11 protein-coding genes are annotated in these 14319 nt (G+C 68.8%); 3 read left to right on the top strand and 8 right to left on the bottom strand.

Annotated elements, in window-relative coordinates; translation table 11 throughout:
- Nucleotides 1–398 precede the first annotated feature (398 nt).
- The 6 genes from DW298_RS04565 to DW298_RS04540 form a co-directional block, all read right to left on the bottom strand.
- Entirely contained in the window at nt 399–2096 is a 1698-nt protein-coding gene (locus DW298_RS04565) for a hypothetical protein (RefSeq protein ID WP_205820255.1), read from the bottom strand.
- A gap of 238 nt (nt 2097–2334) precedes the next feature.
- The gene (locus DW298_RS04560; RefSeq protein ID WP_136041290.1) at nt 2335–3384 is read right to left on the bottom strand and encodes a VWA domain-containing protein; all 1050 of its coding nucleotides are present in this window, start codon (nt 3382–3384) and stop codon (nt 2335–2337) included.
- Nucleotides 3381–4367 carry a VWA domain-containing protein gene (locus DW298_RS04555; RefSeq protein WP_240745014.1) on the bottom strand — a complete coding sequence of 329 codons (987 nt, stop codon included), beginning with the start codon at nt 4365–4367 and terminating at the stop codon, nt 3381–3383. Before DW298_RS04555 ends, DW298_RS04560 begins: the two co-directional genes overlap by 4 nt.
- Complete coding sequence (locus DW298_RS04550; protein ID WP_136041289.1) at nt 4358–4846, bottom strand: hypothetical protein; 489 nt, start codon at nt 4844–4846, stop codon at nt 4358–4360. The genes DW298_RS04555 and DW298_RS04550 overlap by 10 nt, the downstream gene beginning before the upstream one ends.
- Nucleotides 4833–5720, bottom strand: coding sequence for a DUF58 domain-containing protein (locus tag DW298_RS04545; RefSeq protein WP_136041288.1), 888 nt, complete (start codon nt 5718–5720; stop codon nt 4833–4835). Before DW298_RS04545 ends, DW298_RS04550 begins: the two co-directional genes overlap by 14 nt.
- 8 nt (nt 5721–5728) lie before the next feature.
- Complete coding sequence (locus tag DW298_RS04540) at nt 5729–6694, bottom strand: AAA family ATPase (RefSeq protein ID WP_136041292.1); 966 nt, start codon at nt 6692–6694, stop codon at nt 5729–5731.
- Between the two features lie 430 nt (nt 6695–7124).
- Between DW298_RS04540 and DW298_RS04535 the strand changes: the two genes are divergently transcribed.
- Complete coding sequence (locus DW298_RS04535; protein WP_275087540.1) at nt 7125–8549, top strand: NAD(P)/FAD-dependent oxidoreductase; 1425 nt, start codon at nt 7125–7127, stop codon at nt 8547–8549.
- 151 nt (nt 8550–8700) lie between these two features.
- On the opposite strand, the gene DW298_RS04530 is transcribed toward DW298_RS04535, so the two are convergent.
- Nucleotides 8701–9438, bottom strand: a complete 738-nt coding sequence (locus DW298_RS04530) for a Pr6Pr family membrane protein (RefSeq protein ID WP_136041287.1) — start codon at nt 9436–9438, stop codon at nt 8701–8703.
- 106 nt (nt 9439–9544) lie between these two features.
- On the opposite strand from DW298_RS04530, the gene DW298_RS04525 reads away from it, so the two are divergent.
- Complete coding sequence (locus tag DW298_RS04525; RefSeq protein ID WP_168429507.1) at nt 9545–11707, top strand: adenylate/guanylate cyclase domain-containing protein; 2163 nt, start codon at nt 9545–9547, stop codon at nt 11705–11707.
- A gap of 2 nt (nt 11708–11709) precedes the next feature.
- Nucleotides 11710–13134, top strand: coding sequence for a mechanosensitive ion channel family protein (locus DW298_RS04520; RefSeq protein WP_136041285.1), 1425 nt, complete (start codon nt 11710–11712; stop codon nt 13132–13134).
- 6 nt (nt 13135–13140) lie between these two features.
- Here DW298_RS04520 and DW298_RS04515 read toward each other — a convergent pair whose 3' ends face one another.
- Nucleotides 13141–14073, bottom strand: a complete 933-nt coding sequence (locus DW298_RS04515) for a DMT family transporter (protein WP_136041284.1) — start codon at nt 14071–14073, stop codon at nt 13141–13143.
- Nucleotides 14074–14319 lie beyond the last annotated feature (246 nt).

Here is a 14319-nt window from a genome sequence, read left to right as displayed (position 1 = left end):
CGCTCCGCTGCCGAAAGAGACCAGGCCGCTGACGACCAGGACACCGACGACGGCGCCGAAGGCCGCCTTCCGGGCGCGCCTCAGCGCAGAGTTGTTCCCCATGATTTTGATTCCCCAGTGTGTTGTTCGCCGACCCCAGATCGGCATGTCATCGCCGTGCGCTACCGACGGAGACGGCTCCCCAGAAGCCATGCTCGGTCGGTTCGCAACGACGAACCCCCAAGTCGAAGCATGATAGCTATCGACATGTAAAATAATAGCATATCGGATGCTGGTTCGCGAATCCGACGTCCTCGGCCTCCGCGGCGGGGGCAGAGAGCCGACCTCGGGGCAGCCCGAGGTCGGCTCTCGTCCATTCCGTCGCGGATGCGCGGAGCAGGATGCCGTGAGAAGTTCGGCTAGTTCGGAGCGTTCCAGGTGATGCCGCCGCTGGTGGCGGTGTTGCCGTCGCCATCCTTCGCCACCACGGTGTACTCCCGCGGTGTCTCGCCGGTCGCTGTCGTGTCGACGAGCGTGACGCCCGGTCGATTCCACCAGGTCGCGTCGGCCGTGGTGGTCGCCACCGGAGTCGAGACGCCCGAGCGGTAGAGCTCATATGTCAGGGTCAGATCGTCGCGGTCCCAGTTGGCGGGAAGGGTGACGGTGACGCCCTCGGAGGCGACGGCGCTCGGTTCTGAACTTCCCGTCCAGTTGTCGCCGGAGAGGCGCGGACCGTCCTTCGCTCCGCCGGGAGGCGTCGTGGAGAAGCGGACGATGCCCTCGAACTGCCCGTTGTTGACCGAGCGGAACTCACCCCCGATGGAGATCATGTTCCCCGTTCCGGTGATCGACAGACCAGCCTGGCCCATCCCGGTGGTCTGACCGACGCCCCAGTCCGGAGTCCAGGAATACGCCGACGGGGCCGGCGTTCCCGCCCAGTCCTTGTAGTTGGCGTTCGGCTGATGGCCCAGCGTCCCCCGTGCGTCGGCCGTGAAGGCTTCGGAGTACCGATGCGTGGGCTGCCGCTGCTCCGGGTGCAGGCCCACCGTCTCGCAGGCGTGGGTGTGGCTCGTCGTGTAGACGACCGTGCCGGTGGAGTAGACGCCGTAGTGGTCACCGAGGCAGTCGGCGACCCAGCGGATCGCGCCGGTGCCGGCCTCGGCGGCGAACGCCCCTTCCAGGCCGACCGTCGCGCCCGTGCCGTAGGACCATGCAGTTCCGTAGACGCCGGTCGCGTCGGTGGCGAGGCCGAAGACGCCGGCTCGGCCCGCGGCACTCGCGGTCTGCACGTTCCTGATCGTCTCGGAGGCCTGCCAGGCGGAGTCCACCGCACCGGTGGCGCCGTCGACGGCGCCGATGCCCCGCCGTGTGGCGTCGCCGCTGATCTGCGTGAACCGCCCGCCGATGATCGCGTTCGCCCCGGCGGGGTCCATCACCATCGCGTCGACCTGCTGGTCGGTCTGAGGCGCCCAGGGCAGAACGGTCCCGTTGGTGGAGTCGAATGCGGCGAGGTTCTTCCGCGCGGTGCCGCTGGCCTGCGTGAACAGACCGCCGGCGTACACCGACGATCCCGAGGTGGTCAGCGAATACACGCCCGATCCGCCGATGGACGGGGCGAACCCCGGCACCAGTTCGCCGGTCTTCGCGTCAAGAGCGGCGATGTTCCAACGGTCTTTGCCGTTGACGGAGTTGAACGAGCCGCCGATGTAGATCCGGCTGCCGTCCGGTGAGGCGGCGACGGCCTTGATGACCCCGTTGACCTGGGGTGCGAAGGGCAGCAGAGCACCGGTCTCGATGTCGTAGGCGAGCACGTTCGAGCGTGCGGTGAGGGCGGTGCCGGGTGCGGCTTTCGGCTCCCGGGCGTTGTCGAACTTGCCGACCGCGTACACGGTGGATCCGATCGTCGTCTGCGCCCACACGTAGCCGTTGTCGATCTGGACCGTCGGAATCGGATCCGACGAGACGACCGTGTCGTCGCGTTGCAGCAATGGTGGCGGCGAGGCCTCCGCCGCAGCCGCTCCGCCACCGAACGAGACCAGCCCGCTCACGACCACGACACCGACGACGGCGCCGATAACCGTTTTCCGGACGCGCTTGCGCGCAAGGTTCTTCCCCATTTGTGTTCCCCAGTGTTCGATGTCGACCCTCGGGTCGACATGACATCGCCGTGCGCCCCTGACCGAGACGGCTTCCCCACGAGCCCCTGATCCGGTCGGTTCGCAGCGACGAACCCATGCCACGGCAGGTCAGCCGCTGGCAGGTAAGACGATACGGAACGGTGGGCGGGAGCGCCACGGATCCTGCCCCTGCATACCGGTTTCCGTGAAGTCGCACCGGTCGCGGTGGCGGCCGGTGCTACCGCGCGGAGCCGCCGGGGTGCCGCTGCCGGGTCGGACGCAGGTGACGGAGTTTCGCGATCAGGGTCGTCGCACGGGCGAGCTCGATGCCGAGGATGAGGAGGATGACCAGCGCGGCGACCCAGTAGAGCTCGGTGACGTTGCCGACCTCGCCAGACTCGGCGTAGTTGGTCGTGGTGGCCGGCGCCTCCGGCAGCGCGGGCTCGGCCTCCGCCGTTCGATGCTCGTAGTCCACGCCCAGCTGATCGGCGATGGCCCCCAGGTTCGTCTCGTCGATCACCGAGAGCGCGTCGGAGCCCTCGTACTGGATGTACTCGGCACCGCCCTCGGACAGTCCACCCGTGGTGATGCGCATCGGCCCGCCCTCCGCGGTGCCGTAGCCGAACACGGCCCCTGCGTCGGTGTACTTCTCGCTCGAGCTGAACGACTCGGGCTCGCTGTCGACCGTCTGCTCGCCGTCGCCGAAGTAGAACACCATCCGCGAGCGGTCGGGGGACGACTCGGCCGCCGACGCGAGGGTCTCGGCCAGCAGCGGCGCCGCGATGCCGATCGAGCTGCCGCGCGACTGACTCGTCACCTCGGGCCGTAGCACCTCCAGCGACCCCATGAGCGCCGTGGTGTCGGTGGTGAGCGGCATCCGCAGTTCGGCCGCCGCATCCGAGGTGATGAGGGCGAAGCGCGCTCCCGGGTACTCCTCGACGAGCGCTCGCACGTCGTCGCGGATGCCGTCGAGCCGCGGTTCGCCGTCGCCCCAGTCCTCGGCCACGATGCTCGCGGTCGTGTCGACGACGAGCACGATGTCGGTGTCGGTCGCGAGCGTCTGAGTGGCGCCGCCGGGGAGGCCGGGGCGCAGCAGCAGCGCGGCGCAGGCGAGTACCAGTACCAGGCGCATCGCCCACAGCGCACGGTGTCCGGCGATCGTGCGCGTGTCGGCGGGCGCCCCTCCGGCGGACCGGGGCGGTCGCACCAGGACCCAGATCGCGAGTGCGGCGACGGGCGCGCACAGCAGCAGGATCAGCAGCGGGTTCAGCACGGGTTGGAAGATCACAGCCGCACCCTCCACAGCACCACGACGAAGCCGAGGAGGCAGACCGCGAGGACCGCGATCCAGAGGTTCGGGGCGTCTGTCCAGACCACCTGCGCCTCGCCGCGCAGCTCGGTCGCCTCCTGCTCCTGCACCTGCTCGACGATGTCGGAGACCGTCGTCGTGTCGCGCAGGCCGAACGCGGCCCCGCCGGTGGACTCGGCCGCGGCGGAGAGCTCGGCGCTGACGTCGGCATCCTTCCCCTGCACCGGATTCAGTGCGAACACCCGTACTTCCTTCGAGGCCGCATACGCCGCGGCCTCCTCGAGCGTGACGATGGAGGCGCCGTTCACCTCGTTGTCGGTCGCGAAGATCACCGACCGCGAACGGTCATCGCCTGGGCGATCGAACCCCATCGTGCAGGCGGCGAGACCGTCTCCGATCAGGGAGGCGCCGTCGCCGTTGAGGGTGCCGACCCAGTGCTCGGGGATCTCGTCGACATAGTCGAAGCTCCGCGTCATGCTGTCCAGGTGCTCGCGGATGAAGTCGTAGTCGTCGGTCAAGGGGAAGATCTGCACGGGCGAGCTGTTGAAGATCGTCAGCCCGATCCGCTCTCCTTCGAAGTCGTCGAGCAGCTCCTCGAAGACCGTCAGCACCTCGACGTCGACCTCGGACATCGAGCCGGAGACATCGAGGCACAGCATGATGTCGCGGCTCGTGTTGACCGGCTGGATGGTCTGCGCGGACATCGGCCGAGCGGCCACGACCCCCGCGACGATCGCCGTGACCGCGCCCAGGGCGAGGATGCCGGACAGGGCGAGGGCTCGCCGAGCCAGTGCCCTGCGGAACGTCGGCAGCGACCGCAGCCGTTCCGCCCGAGCGACGCGCGCCGTATCCCCGCCGCCACCGCGCCCGCCCCGCCGCAGGCCGAGGACCAGGCCGATCGCGACGGCGACCACGACGACGGCGACCGCGGCGACCAGCATCCACACGTTCGCTAGTGCCACGCCCGCACCACCGTTCGTGCGGCCTCGGCACCCGCGATCGGATCGATGGCCGGCCCCGGGCGGAAGATGCTGGGGTAGTAGTGCCGGCCCATGGCGTCGATGAGCGCGGGATGCACGCCCCGCGCCACGAGATCGTCGAGCGCGAGCACCGGAGCCTCCAGGCCGCTGTACTCGTTCACGAACGTGCGGACGACGCGGCTCAGCTCGAGGTTCGCCTGCCGGGCGCTGAGTCGACGCTCGCGGTAGTCGTTCTCGATCTGCTGGATGCGACCCATGTACTCGGTGCGCAGCTGCGACAGCACGTCGATGATCAGCGGCGGATGCCCAGTGGCGTCATCCGCTGGCAGGGTGCGGCGGGGACGGGTGAGCACGATCAGCAGCCACGCGCCGAGGACCAGGAGGACGAGGATGCCGATCGCGAGCAGCATCCAGCCCCAGCCGTACTGCGCCGGCGGGTAGAGCTCTTCAGAGCCGGGCATTCGACCTCCGGTTCAGCAGCTGCAGCAGCTGCGCGACGGCGTCGTCCTGCCCGTCGAGGGAGGAGTGGCTGATCTCGAGGCGGGTGAGGAGTTCATCGCGGCGCGCGGCGTCGGCATCGTGCTGCGCGGTCAGCTCCTGCACGATGGCGCGGTCGCCCTGCACGAAATCCGGCACCTGCCAGCGGCTGTCGGCATCGCTGCGGATGCGTCCGGTCGAGTGATCCAGCACGGGGTCGGCGTCGCGCAGCGTGAGCCAGAGCACGTCGTGCTGCACGCGCAGGCGGCGCAGCATCCGCTCGGTCTCGCTCGTCACGGGGGCCTCGTCGGTGATGACGACCACGATCATGCGGCGGGAGATCGTGCGGGTCACGAACGAGAGCAGGGCGTCGCGGTCGCTGGGCGCCGAGCTGTCGTCGATCGCCCGGTCGATCGTGCGCAGGGCGTGTTCGAGCGCACCCTCGCTGCGGCCGGGGGCGAGACGCCGCACTTTCGCCGAATCACCGTAGACGGTGCTGAAGTCGTCGCCGTGGCGCAGCGTGAGCACGCCGAGCACCCCGGTCGCGAGGGTCGCCAGCTCCTTCTTCGATCGCTCGTCGGCGGCGAGGGCCGACATCGAGCGACCCGTGTCGACCACGAACAGCACGGTGTGCATGCGGGTGGCGCGGGAGCGCTTGACCAGGGGAGTGCCCAGGCGCGCGGTCGCCCGCCAGTCGATGTCGCGCACCTGATCGCCGTACTCGTACTTGCGCAGATCTTCGAAGTCGAGGCTCCGCCCGTGCAGGAGCGACGCGTAGGCGCCGTCGAGCGCGTGCAGCGACTTGCGCGTCGAGTGGATGAAGAGCTTGCTCTTCACCTGCGTGATCAGGCTGGCCATCGGAGGGGTCAGGGCGTGGGGACCGACGCGAAGATCTGGTCGATGATCTCCTCGCTGCGCACACCCTCGGCATCCGCTTCGAAGGTCAGCAGCACGCGGTGTCGGAGCACCAGGTGACGCAGTTCACGGATGTCTTCGGGCAGCACGTGGGAGCGGCCCTTCAGCAGGGCCAGCGCACGGGACGCCTGCAGGAACGCGATGCTCGCACGCGGGCTCGCGCCGTACTTGATGAAGCGGGCGCGCTCCTCGCCGATGTACGGCGCGGGGTTCCGGGTGACGTAGGCGATCGACACGATGTAGTTGCGGATCGCGGGGTCGACGTAGATGCGGCTCGCGACATTCTGCAGCAGGCGCACGTCGTCGAGGCTCACGGCGCTGGTCACATGCCGATCCGGGTCGAGCACACCCGAGTCGATGCGGCTGAGCACCTCGAGCTCCTCGGCGGGGCTCGGGTACTCGACGATCTCCTTGAGCAGGAAGCGATCCATCTGCGCCTCGGGCAGCTCGTACGTGCCCTCCTGCTCGATCGGGTTCTGCGTCGCGATCACGAGGAACGGCTTCGGCAGGTGGTGGATCTCGCCGCCGATGGTGGTCTGGTGCTCCTGCATCGCCTCGAGCATCGCGCTCTGCGTCTTGGCGCTCGAGCGGTTGATCTCGTCCAGCAGCACGAAGTTCGCGTGCACCGGGCCGAGCACCGTGCGGAACGAGCCGGTCGCGGCGTCGTAGATCTGGTTGCCGGTGATGTCGCTGGGCAGCAGGTCGGGCGTGCACTGGATGCGCTTGAACTGCGCCTTCACGGTGTCGGCGAGCGTGCTGGCCGCGGTGGTCTTGGCCAGGCCCGGCACGCTCTCGAGCAGGATGTGGCCGCCGGCGATGAGCGAGACGAGCAGGCTGGTGCGCAGCCGCTCCTGGCCGACCATCTTCGCCGAGTAAGAGGTCGAGATGATGCGCAGGACCTCGGTGGCCCTGGCCATCTCGGCATCCGTCGGTGCGCCGTTCGCGGGTGTCGCCGTCGCGGTCGGGGCGGCAGCGGGGGAGGGAGTGCGCGCCGGAGCGGGCGGGGGCGGAGGTGCGGCCGGATACGGGGATGCGGCGTTCACGTCATGCATGCTCTCTCCTCCTGAGGAGCGCGGCGCGTCCCCCCGCCGACCAGCGTAATAGCTGCGCCTGTGGGGCGGGTTTCTCCCCGTCGAGCGGAGCTCTGATCGCGAACTCTCCGCCCCACGTCGAGATCTCCGCCCGAGGCGTGCACCCACCTGCGGGCGCCGGCGACCGACACTGATACCGTCGAAGGGCAGCCGCTTTCCGGGCAGGTCGAGCCTTTCGCTCCCACCGGGACAGAACTGTTCCTCGCTCGGATGCGGCCGCTGACCGATACATGACTGAAGAGTATGAGGACGATACGTGACGAGCAGAGAACGAGTAGCGATCATCGGCGCCGGCCCCTCGGGTATGGCGCAGCTGCGGGCCTTCGAGTCCGCGGCGCGTGCGGGGGCGGACATCCCCGAACTGGTCTGCTTCGAGAAGCAGGCCGACTGGGGCGGACAGTGGAACTTCACCTGGCGCACCGGGCTCGACGAGTTCGGGGAGCCGGTGCACTCCAGCATGTACCGCAACCTGTGGTCGAACGGCCCGAAGGAGGCGCTGGAGTTCGCGGACTACAGCTTCGACGAGCACTTCGGCCGACCCATCTCCTCCTACCCGCCGCGTCCGGTGCTGTGGGACTACATCGCCGGCCGCTTGGAGAAGAGCGACGTGCGCGACCTGATCCGCTTCCAGACCGTGGTGCGCTGGATCGAGTTCGACGACGAGCGCGAGGTGTTCACGCTCACCAGCGAGCACCTGCCCACCGGTGAGTCGACCGTCGAGGAGTTCGACCGCGTCATCGTCGCGAGCGGACACTTCTCCTTTCCGAACATGCCGGACTTCGCCGGTATCGAGACCTTCCCCGGCTACATCAGCCACGCGCACGACTTCCGCGGCGCCGAGGCGTTCGCCGACAGGGACGTGCTGGTGATCGGCGCGAGCTACTCGGCGGAGGACATCGGCAGCCAGGCGTTCAAGATGGGTGCGCGTTCGGTGACGGCGAGCTTCCGCTCGGCACCGATGGGCTATGCCTGGCCGGAGGGCATCGAGGAGCGCCCGGTCGTCGAGCGCTTCGAGGGCAGCACCGCCTTCTTCGTCGACGGCACCTCGAAACACGTCGACGCGGTGATCATGTGCACCGGGTACCTGCACAAGTACCCGTTCCTGCCCGACGACCTGGCTCTGTCGTCGCCGAACAACGTCTACCCCGACGGGCTGTACCGCGGTGTGGTCTGGCAGGGCAATCCGCGCCTCACCTACCTCGGCGCGCAGGACCAGTGGTTCACGTTCAACATGTTCGACGTGCAGGCCTGGTACGTGCGCGACCTGATCCTCGGCCGCATCGCGTTGCCGGACGAGGCTCAGCGCGCGGCATCCATCGCCGAGTGGCGCACGCGATTCGGGCAGATCGACTCGGCGGCAGCGGAGATCCGCTTCCAGGCCGACTACATCCGCGACCTGCTGGAGCTCACCGACTACCCGGAGTTCGACATCGACCGCGTCGTCGAGATCTTCCTCGCGTGGAAGCACGACAAGCAGGACGACATCATGGGCTACCGCGACCGCGTGTACGAGTCGGTCATGACCGGCACCCTCGCGGTCGTGCACCACACCCCGTGGCTGGAGGAGCTCGACGATTCGCTCGAGCGCTACCTCGACGTGGATCCGGATGCTGTCGAACAGGCGCGCCTCATCGCGGGGCAGCCGCGCGATGACGACCGCGAGGCGCTCGCCGCCGTCTGATCGCGGATTCGCCCGCCCTCGCACTGCGGCGTGGGGCGGGATCCTCCCCGTCGGGCGGAGCTTTCATCCGGAAGACTCCGCCCTACGGTGAGATCTCCGCCCCACGCGTGCCGTCGAGCGCGGTGTCAGAGCGCGGTGTCAGAGCGCGAGGTCAGAGCGCGAGGTCGGCAGGCGGCACGGTGGCATCGGCCGTCGAGTCGGACACGACGGCCCGGCGTCGGCCGACCCAGACCACGAGGGCGGCGGCCGCGATGATGATCGCGGCGATGAGGAGCACATAGAGAGAAACGCCGACGAAGCCGCCGCTCACCCGAGGGTCGAGGAACGGATACGGGTACCACCAGGCATTCCCCGTCGCCGGCGCGATGACGAGGTTCGCGCGGATGAGCGTGTAGATCACCCAGACGATCGGGAAGATCGCGGCGATGCCGACGGTGCCCCAGCCGAGAGCCCGGCGTCTCGGCGCGAAGAGCACGTCGGCCAGCATGATGATCGGGATCACCACGTGGAGAACCTCGTTCGACCAGCCGACCGTCGACCCCTGCGGCAGCTCGATGCCGCGCAGAAGCAGGTTGTAGACCACGCCGGTGACGATCATGTAGGTGCTCGCGCACATCAGAAGTACCGCCAGCCAGCGCGGTTCGGCGGTCGTCGTGCTCCGGTGCGCCAGCGCCCAGAAACCGCCGCATGCGAGCGCGATCGCCGCCAGCACGTTCGCCTCGATGGTGAAGAAGCTGAAGAAGTTCGCGACGACGGTGGGCAGGTGCGCGCCCCATTCGGTCGTCGCCGCGCCGGCGATCTCGAGGGAGCGGATGAGCTGCGCCACGATCGCCGCGACAGCCAGAACGGCTGCGGCGATTCGCACATAAGGCCACCAGGTCGTCGTCATGTTCGCCTCCGGTCGCAACTGTAGCGGCAGAAATCCATAGACCGCGGGACTGATATATCGATATCGTCGGACCGTTCACGCAGGTGCGCGCATGGCGGAGGGGCAGATGAGCGACAGCGGTAGGGACTCGGTCGACGCGGGCGCGGTGAAGAAGAGACGACGCTTCCAGCGCGCAGGGCTCAGCATCCAGTCCAAACTCCTCATCATGCTGCTGGCGGTGAGTCTCGTGTCGTCCGTGATCGTGGGGGCCATCGGCTTCGTCAACGGGCGGCAGTCGCTGCACGACTCGGCGGTGGATCAGCTCATCACCATCCGCTCGATGCGGGCCGCCGAGATCACGACCGCGATCGAGAGCGTGCGCCGCGACGCGTCTCTGAACTCCCGCAACCTCAGCGCACAGAACATGTCCTCGGCCGTCAATGCGGGATTCGCCGACCTCGCCGACGTGGAGCTCGACCAGAGCACCCAGGCGCAGCTCGAGGCCTACTACGGCGACGTCTTCATCCCGAAGCTCGAGGAGCGCTCGGGTGAGGAGTATGGCGACACGGCCTTCATCCCGGAGTCCGATGCCGGCAAGCACGTGCAGTCTCAGTACGTCACCGGCAACAAGGACTTCGACGCCGACTACGACGCCCAGCTCGCGCTCAACGACAGCGGCGACGGAAGCACCTATTCGGCGGCGACCGGGCGCTACGGCGATTACTTCACGCGCCTCGTCCAGGAGGCGGGATATGAGGATGCCCTGCTGCTGAACCTCGACGGCGACGTGACCTACTCCGCATACAAGGGCGTCGAGCTGGGCACGAATCTCCTCACCGGGCCGTATCGGGACTCCGCGCTGTCCCGGGCATACTCCGAGGCGATCGCCACGAACTCGGTCAACACGGTCGTCCTCACCGACTTCGATCGCTGGATCCCCTCCCTCAACGTTCCCGGTATGTGGGTCGTGTCACCGGTCGGGAACGACAGCGGCATCACGGGGGCGATGGCGTTCCAGATCTCGATCGACACGATCAACGACGTGATGACCGGCAACCAGAACTGGAAGGCGCAGGGCCTCGGAGACACCGGTGAGGTCTACCTGGTCGGACGTGACGACCTCATGCGCAGCACCGCCCGACGCCTCGTGGAAGACCCGGACGACTATGTGGAGCGCCTGATCGCCGGAGGCATGGCGCCGACCATCGTCGACCGTGTCGCCGCCATCAAGGGCACCGTCCTGCTGCAGCCGGTGAACACCAGGGCAGTGCAGGAGGCGCAGGCTGGCCGCAGCGGCACGGTCGTCGGCCGGGACTTCATCGGAGGGGAGAGCGTCACCGCCTACGCCCCGCTCGAGATCGAGGGGCTCGACTGGGTCGTCATCGCGCGGATCGACACCGCGGAGGCGTTCGAGCCGGTCAACGTCTTCACCCGCAATGTGCTGCTGTCCCTGCTCGGCATCATGCTCGGCGTCTCGCTGCTGTCACTGCTGCTCGCCCAGGTGTTCACGCGTCCGATCCACCGCCTCGTCGGCGCCGTGCACCGCGTCGCCGAGGGGGACCTCGACGTGCAGGTGCCGCAGGGATCGCGCGACGAGTTCGGCGACCTCGGCAGCGCCTTCAACGACATGGCGTCGAGTCTGCGCATCAAGCAGGAGCTGATCGAGGAGCAGCAGAAGGAGAACGAGAAGCTGCTGCACACGCTCATGCCGGCGAGCGTCGCCACGAAGTACAAACAGGGCGAGGAGGCCATCACCGAGGCGCACGAGAACGTGTCGGTGGTGTTCGCCGAGCTGGTCGGATTCGACGACCTCGCGCGCGAGATGAGCGCGGAGGAGGAGATCGGACTCCTTAATACGCTGATGCGCGGGTTCGACGAGGCGGCGGAGAAGGCCGGCGTCGAGAAGGTGCGCACGCTGCGCGGCGGCTACCTCGCGTCGTCGGGACTCATCGTGCCGCGCGTCGACAACATCCGCCGCACCGTCGAGTTCGCGCGGAGTCTGCTCGGGGTCCTCGAGCGTTTCAACGCGCAGAACGGCACGCAGATCTCGCTGCGCGCCGGCGTCGACACCGGAACCGTCACGAGCGGACTCGTCGCGCGGACGAGCCTCGCCTACGACCTCTGGGGCGATGCCGTGAACCTCGCCTACCGGGTGCGCTCGGTCAGCGGGGAGCCGGGTATCTACGTGAGCCAGACCGTGCGCGACCGCACCCAGGAGCTGGTCACCTACGTCGAGGCGGGGACGGTGGAGACGCAGGGCAGGACCGAGACCGTGTGGAAGGTGGTCTGATCATGGGCGACGTGTTCACGGGCGGCTGGGGCTGGTGGGTGCTCGCGCTCGCGGTCGGAGTCCCCGTGCTCCTGGTCGTCCTCACCGAGCTGATCGGCGCTCTGACCCGCCGCGGCAACCCGGTCGCGAAGCCGCTGCGGATGCTGCGCAACTGGGTCATCCCGGTGGGCGCACTGTTCGCGCTGCTGGTGTTCGCCATCCAGTCCCCGGCCGATCAGGTGTGGACGCGCGTGGTCGCGACGGTGTTCGGGTTCCTCGTGATCCTGCTCGTGCTCTCGGCGTTCAACGTGGCCCTGTTCGCGAACGCGAAGCCGGGTTCGTGGCGGGAGCGCATCCCGTCGATCTTCGTGGAGATCGGTCGGCTCGTCCTGGTGGGCGTCGGGCTCGCGCTGCTGTTCTCGTGGGTGTGGGACGCGGACGTGGGCGGACTGTTCACCGCGCTCGGTGTCGGCTCGATCGTGATCGGTCTCGCCCTGCAGAACGCGGTGGGAGGCGTCATCTCGGGTCTGCTGCTGCTGTTCGAGCAGCCGTTCAAGATCGGCGACTGGCTGGATGCCGCTGGCGTGCGGGGCCGGGTCGTCGAGGTGAACTGGCGCGCGGTGCACATCGACACGGGGTCCGGCATCCAGATCGTGCCGAACTCGTCCCTCTCCGGGGCATCGTTCACGAACCTGAGCGAGCCGGAGGGGCCGTACTCGGCCGAAGCGGCCGTGAAGTTCTCGACCGACGATCCGCCGCACGAGGTGATGGCGCTGCTGGTCGAGGTGGCGGACTCGCTGCCCATGCGGTTGCAGCGGCAGCGGGCGACGGTCGACTACTCGGGCGCCGGCGCCTACGCGGTGTCGATCCCCGTCGCGGGTCCGGCCGATGCGTCTCGAGCGCTGTCGATGTACCTGTCCTGGCTCTGGTACGCCGCGCGACGTCGCAGTTTCGCGCTCGACGGCGACTCGACCGATCCGCTCGCCGAGCCCCAGCGTCTGGTCGAGGCGATGCACGAGATCGCACCGACGCTGCATCTGCGGGACGACGACATCGAGGCGATCCTCTCGGAGGCCCGGCTGGAGCGCTACGGCGTCGGCGAGATCGTGCTGCCGAGCGGAGTCGTGCCCGACGAGGTGCGCGTGGTGTTGTCGGGCCGGGCGGTGCTCGCCCTCGAGGTCGACGAGGGTCGGGTGGAATTCGCCGCCGCGGAGAAGGGCGATCTCATCGGGCAGACCGCCCTCACCCGCGAGCGCACGCAGGCCGTGACCGTCGCCGGCGAGATCCTGACAGTGGTCGTGCTGCCGCTCACCACGATCGACGCACTGATTCGCACGCGTCCCCGCCTCGCCGCCGAGATCGGGGAATCGCTTGAGCTCAAGCGCAGTCTGGCGGCGTCGCGGCTCGCCGAGCTCGGCATCGCGCGTGGCGTGATCACCGGCCGCTGATCGGCGTCAGGCTCGTCGGCCCCACCGCAGTCGGGTGATGAGCACGCCGAGCAGGCACAGCGCGCCGCCGAGGAACATCAGCGGCGTCGGCACCTCGCCGAGGATCGCCCAGGACATCAGGATCGCGATGGCCGGGACCACATAGGTGGTGGCGGAGGTCTGCCCCGCGGTGCTGCGCTGCAGCACGTAGGCCCAGGTCGTGAAGGCGATCGCCGTCGGGAAGATGCCGAGGTAGACGACCCACAGCGTCGCATCGAGCGGTGCGGTCTGCAGCGCGCCGATGAGGGGGCCGATCCACGGCAACAGCGCGATGGTGCCGACGCCCGCGCCGAGCCAGGTGAGAGTGGTCGGGTCGACACCCGAGGTGAGCAGCCGCTTCTGAACGAGCGTGCACCCGGCGTACATGACCGCGGCGAGGAGGGCGAGGAGCAGACCCGTGATGTCGGGGCCCGCGCTCGTGGAGGAGTTCATGCCGATGAGCACGACTCCGAGGAAGGCGATGGGAGCCCCGATCACGAGCGGCTTCGGGAAGCCCTCGCGCAGGAACAGTCCGCTGAAGACCACGACCATGAGAGGTGCGAGGTTCACGACCATGGCCGCGGTGCCGGCGTCGAGGGTGAGTTCCGCGCTGTTCAGGGCGAGGTTGTAGACGCAGAACCAGCCCACGCCCCACACCGCGATGAGCAGCCAGTGGCGACGCGCGGGGAGGCGGATGCCGTGGCGCAGAGCGATGATCGTCAGCACCACCGTCCCGACCGCCATCCGCAGCAGCGCGAGGGCGCCCGGGTCGTAGTGCGGCCCCGCACCCCGGATGCCGATGAACGCGGAGGCCCAGAGCACCACGGTGACCAGCGCGGCGATGAGTACGAGCGGCCCCTGCGCCTTCGGCGCTCCGGCATCGGTGCGGATCCCGGGGTCGCCGGACGTGGCTCGTGACATCCTCCGATCCTCGCAGCGGCCTCCGACATCGGTCGACCACCGGAAGTGCCAACCGCCGTCACTTTCCCGCCGCCCTCCCCCGCCCTCCCGTCGCACTCCGGTCGCACTCCGGTCGCACTCCGGTCGCACTTCGGTCGCACTTCGGTCGCACTTCGTGCCGCCCGTTCCGACTCCGGGCGGCACGAAGTGCGACCGGAACCCGCAGGCTGCGACCGGAACCCGCAGGCTGCGACCGGAACCCGCAGG

Origin of the sequence: Microbacterium sp. A20, assembly GCF_004794515.1 — a bacterium.
GTDB lineage: Bacteria > Actinomycetota > Actinomycetes > Actinomycetales > Microbacteriaceae > Microbacterium.
The sequence above is the reverse complement of the archived record's forward strand: the minus strand, read 5'-3'. Positions and strand labels throughout refer to the sequence as shown.

Bases quoted from the DNA above. Each gene is read 5' to 3' on its own strand.
- DW298_RS04565 (WP_205820255.1), bottom strand. From the start codon at position 2,096: ATGGGGAAGAACCTTGCGCGCAAGCGCGTCCGGAAAACGGTTATCGGC.
- DW298_RS04550 (WP_136041289.1), bottom strand. From the start codon at position 4,846: ATGCCCGGCTCTGAAGAGCTCTACCCGCCGGCGCAGTACGGCTGGGGC.
- DW298_RS04545 (WP_136041288.1), bottom strand. From the start codon at position 5,720: ATGGCCAGCCTGATCACGCAGGTGAAGAGCAAGCTCTTCATCCACTCG.
- DW298_RS04540 (WP_136041292.1), bottom strand. From the start codon at position 6,694: ATGGCCAGGGCCACCGAGGTCCTGCGCATCATCTCGACCTCTTACTCG.
- DW298_RS04530 (WP_136041287.1), bottom strand. From the start codon at position 9,438: ATGACGACGACCTGGTGGCCTTATGTGCGAATCGCCGCAGCCGTTCTG.
- DW298_RS04525 (WP_168429507.1), top strand. From the start codon at position 9,545: ATGAGCGACAGCGGTAGGGACTCGGTCGACGCGGGCGCGGTGAAGAAG.
- DW298_RS04520 (WP_136041285.1), top strand. From the start codon at position 11,710: ATGGGCGACGTGTTCACGGGCGGCTGGGGCTGGTGGGTGCTCGCGCTC.
- DW298_RS04515 (WP_136041284.1), bottom strand. From the start codon at position 14,073: ATGTCACGAGCCACGTCCGGCGACCCCGGGATCCGCACCGATGCCGGA.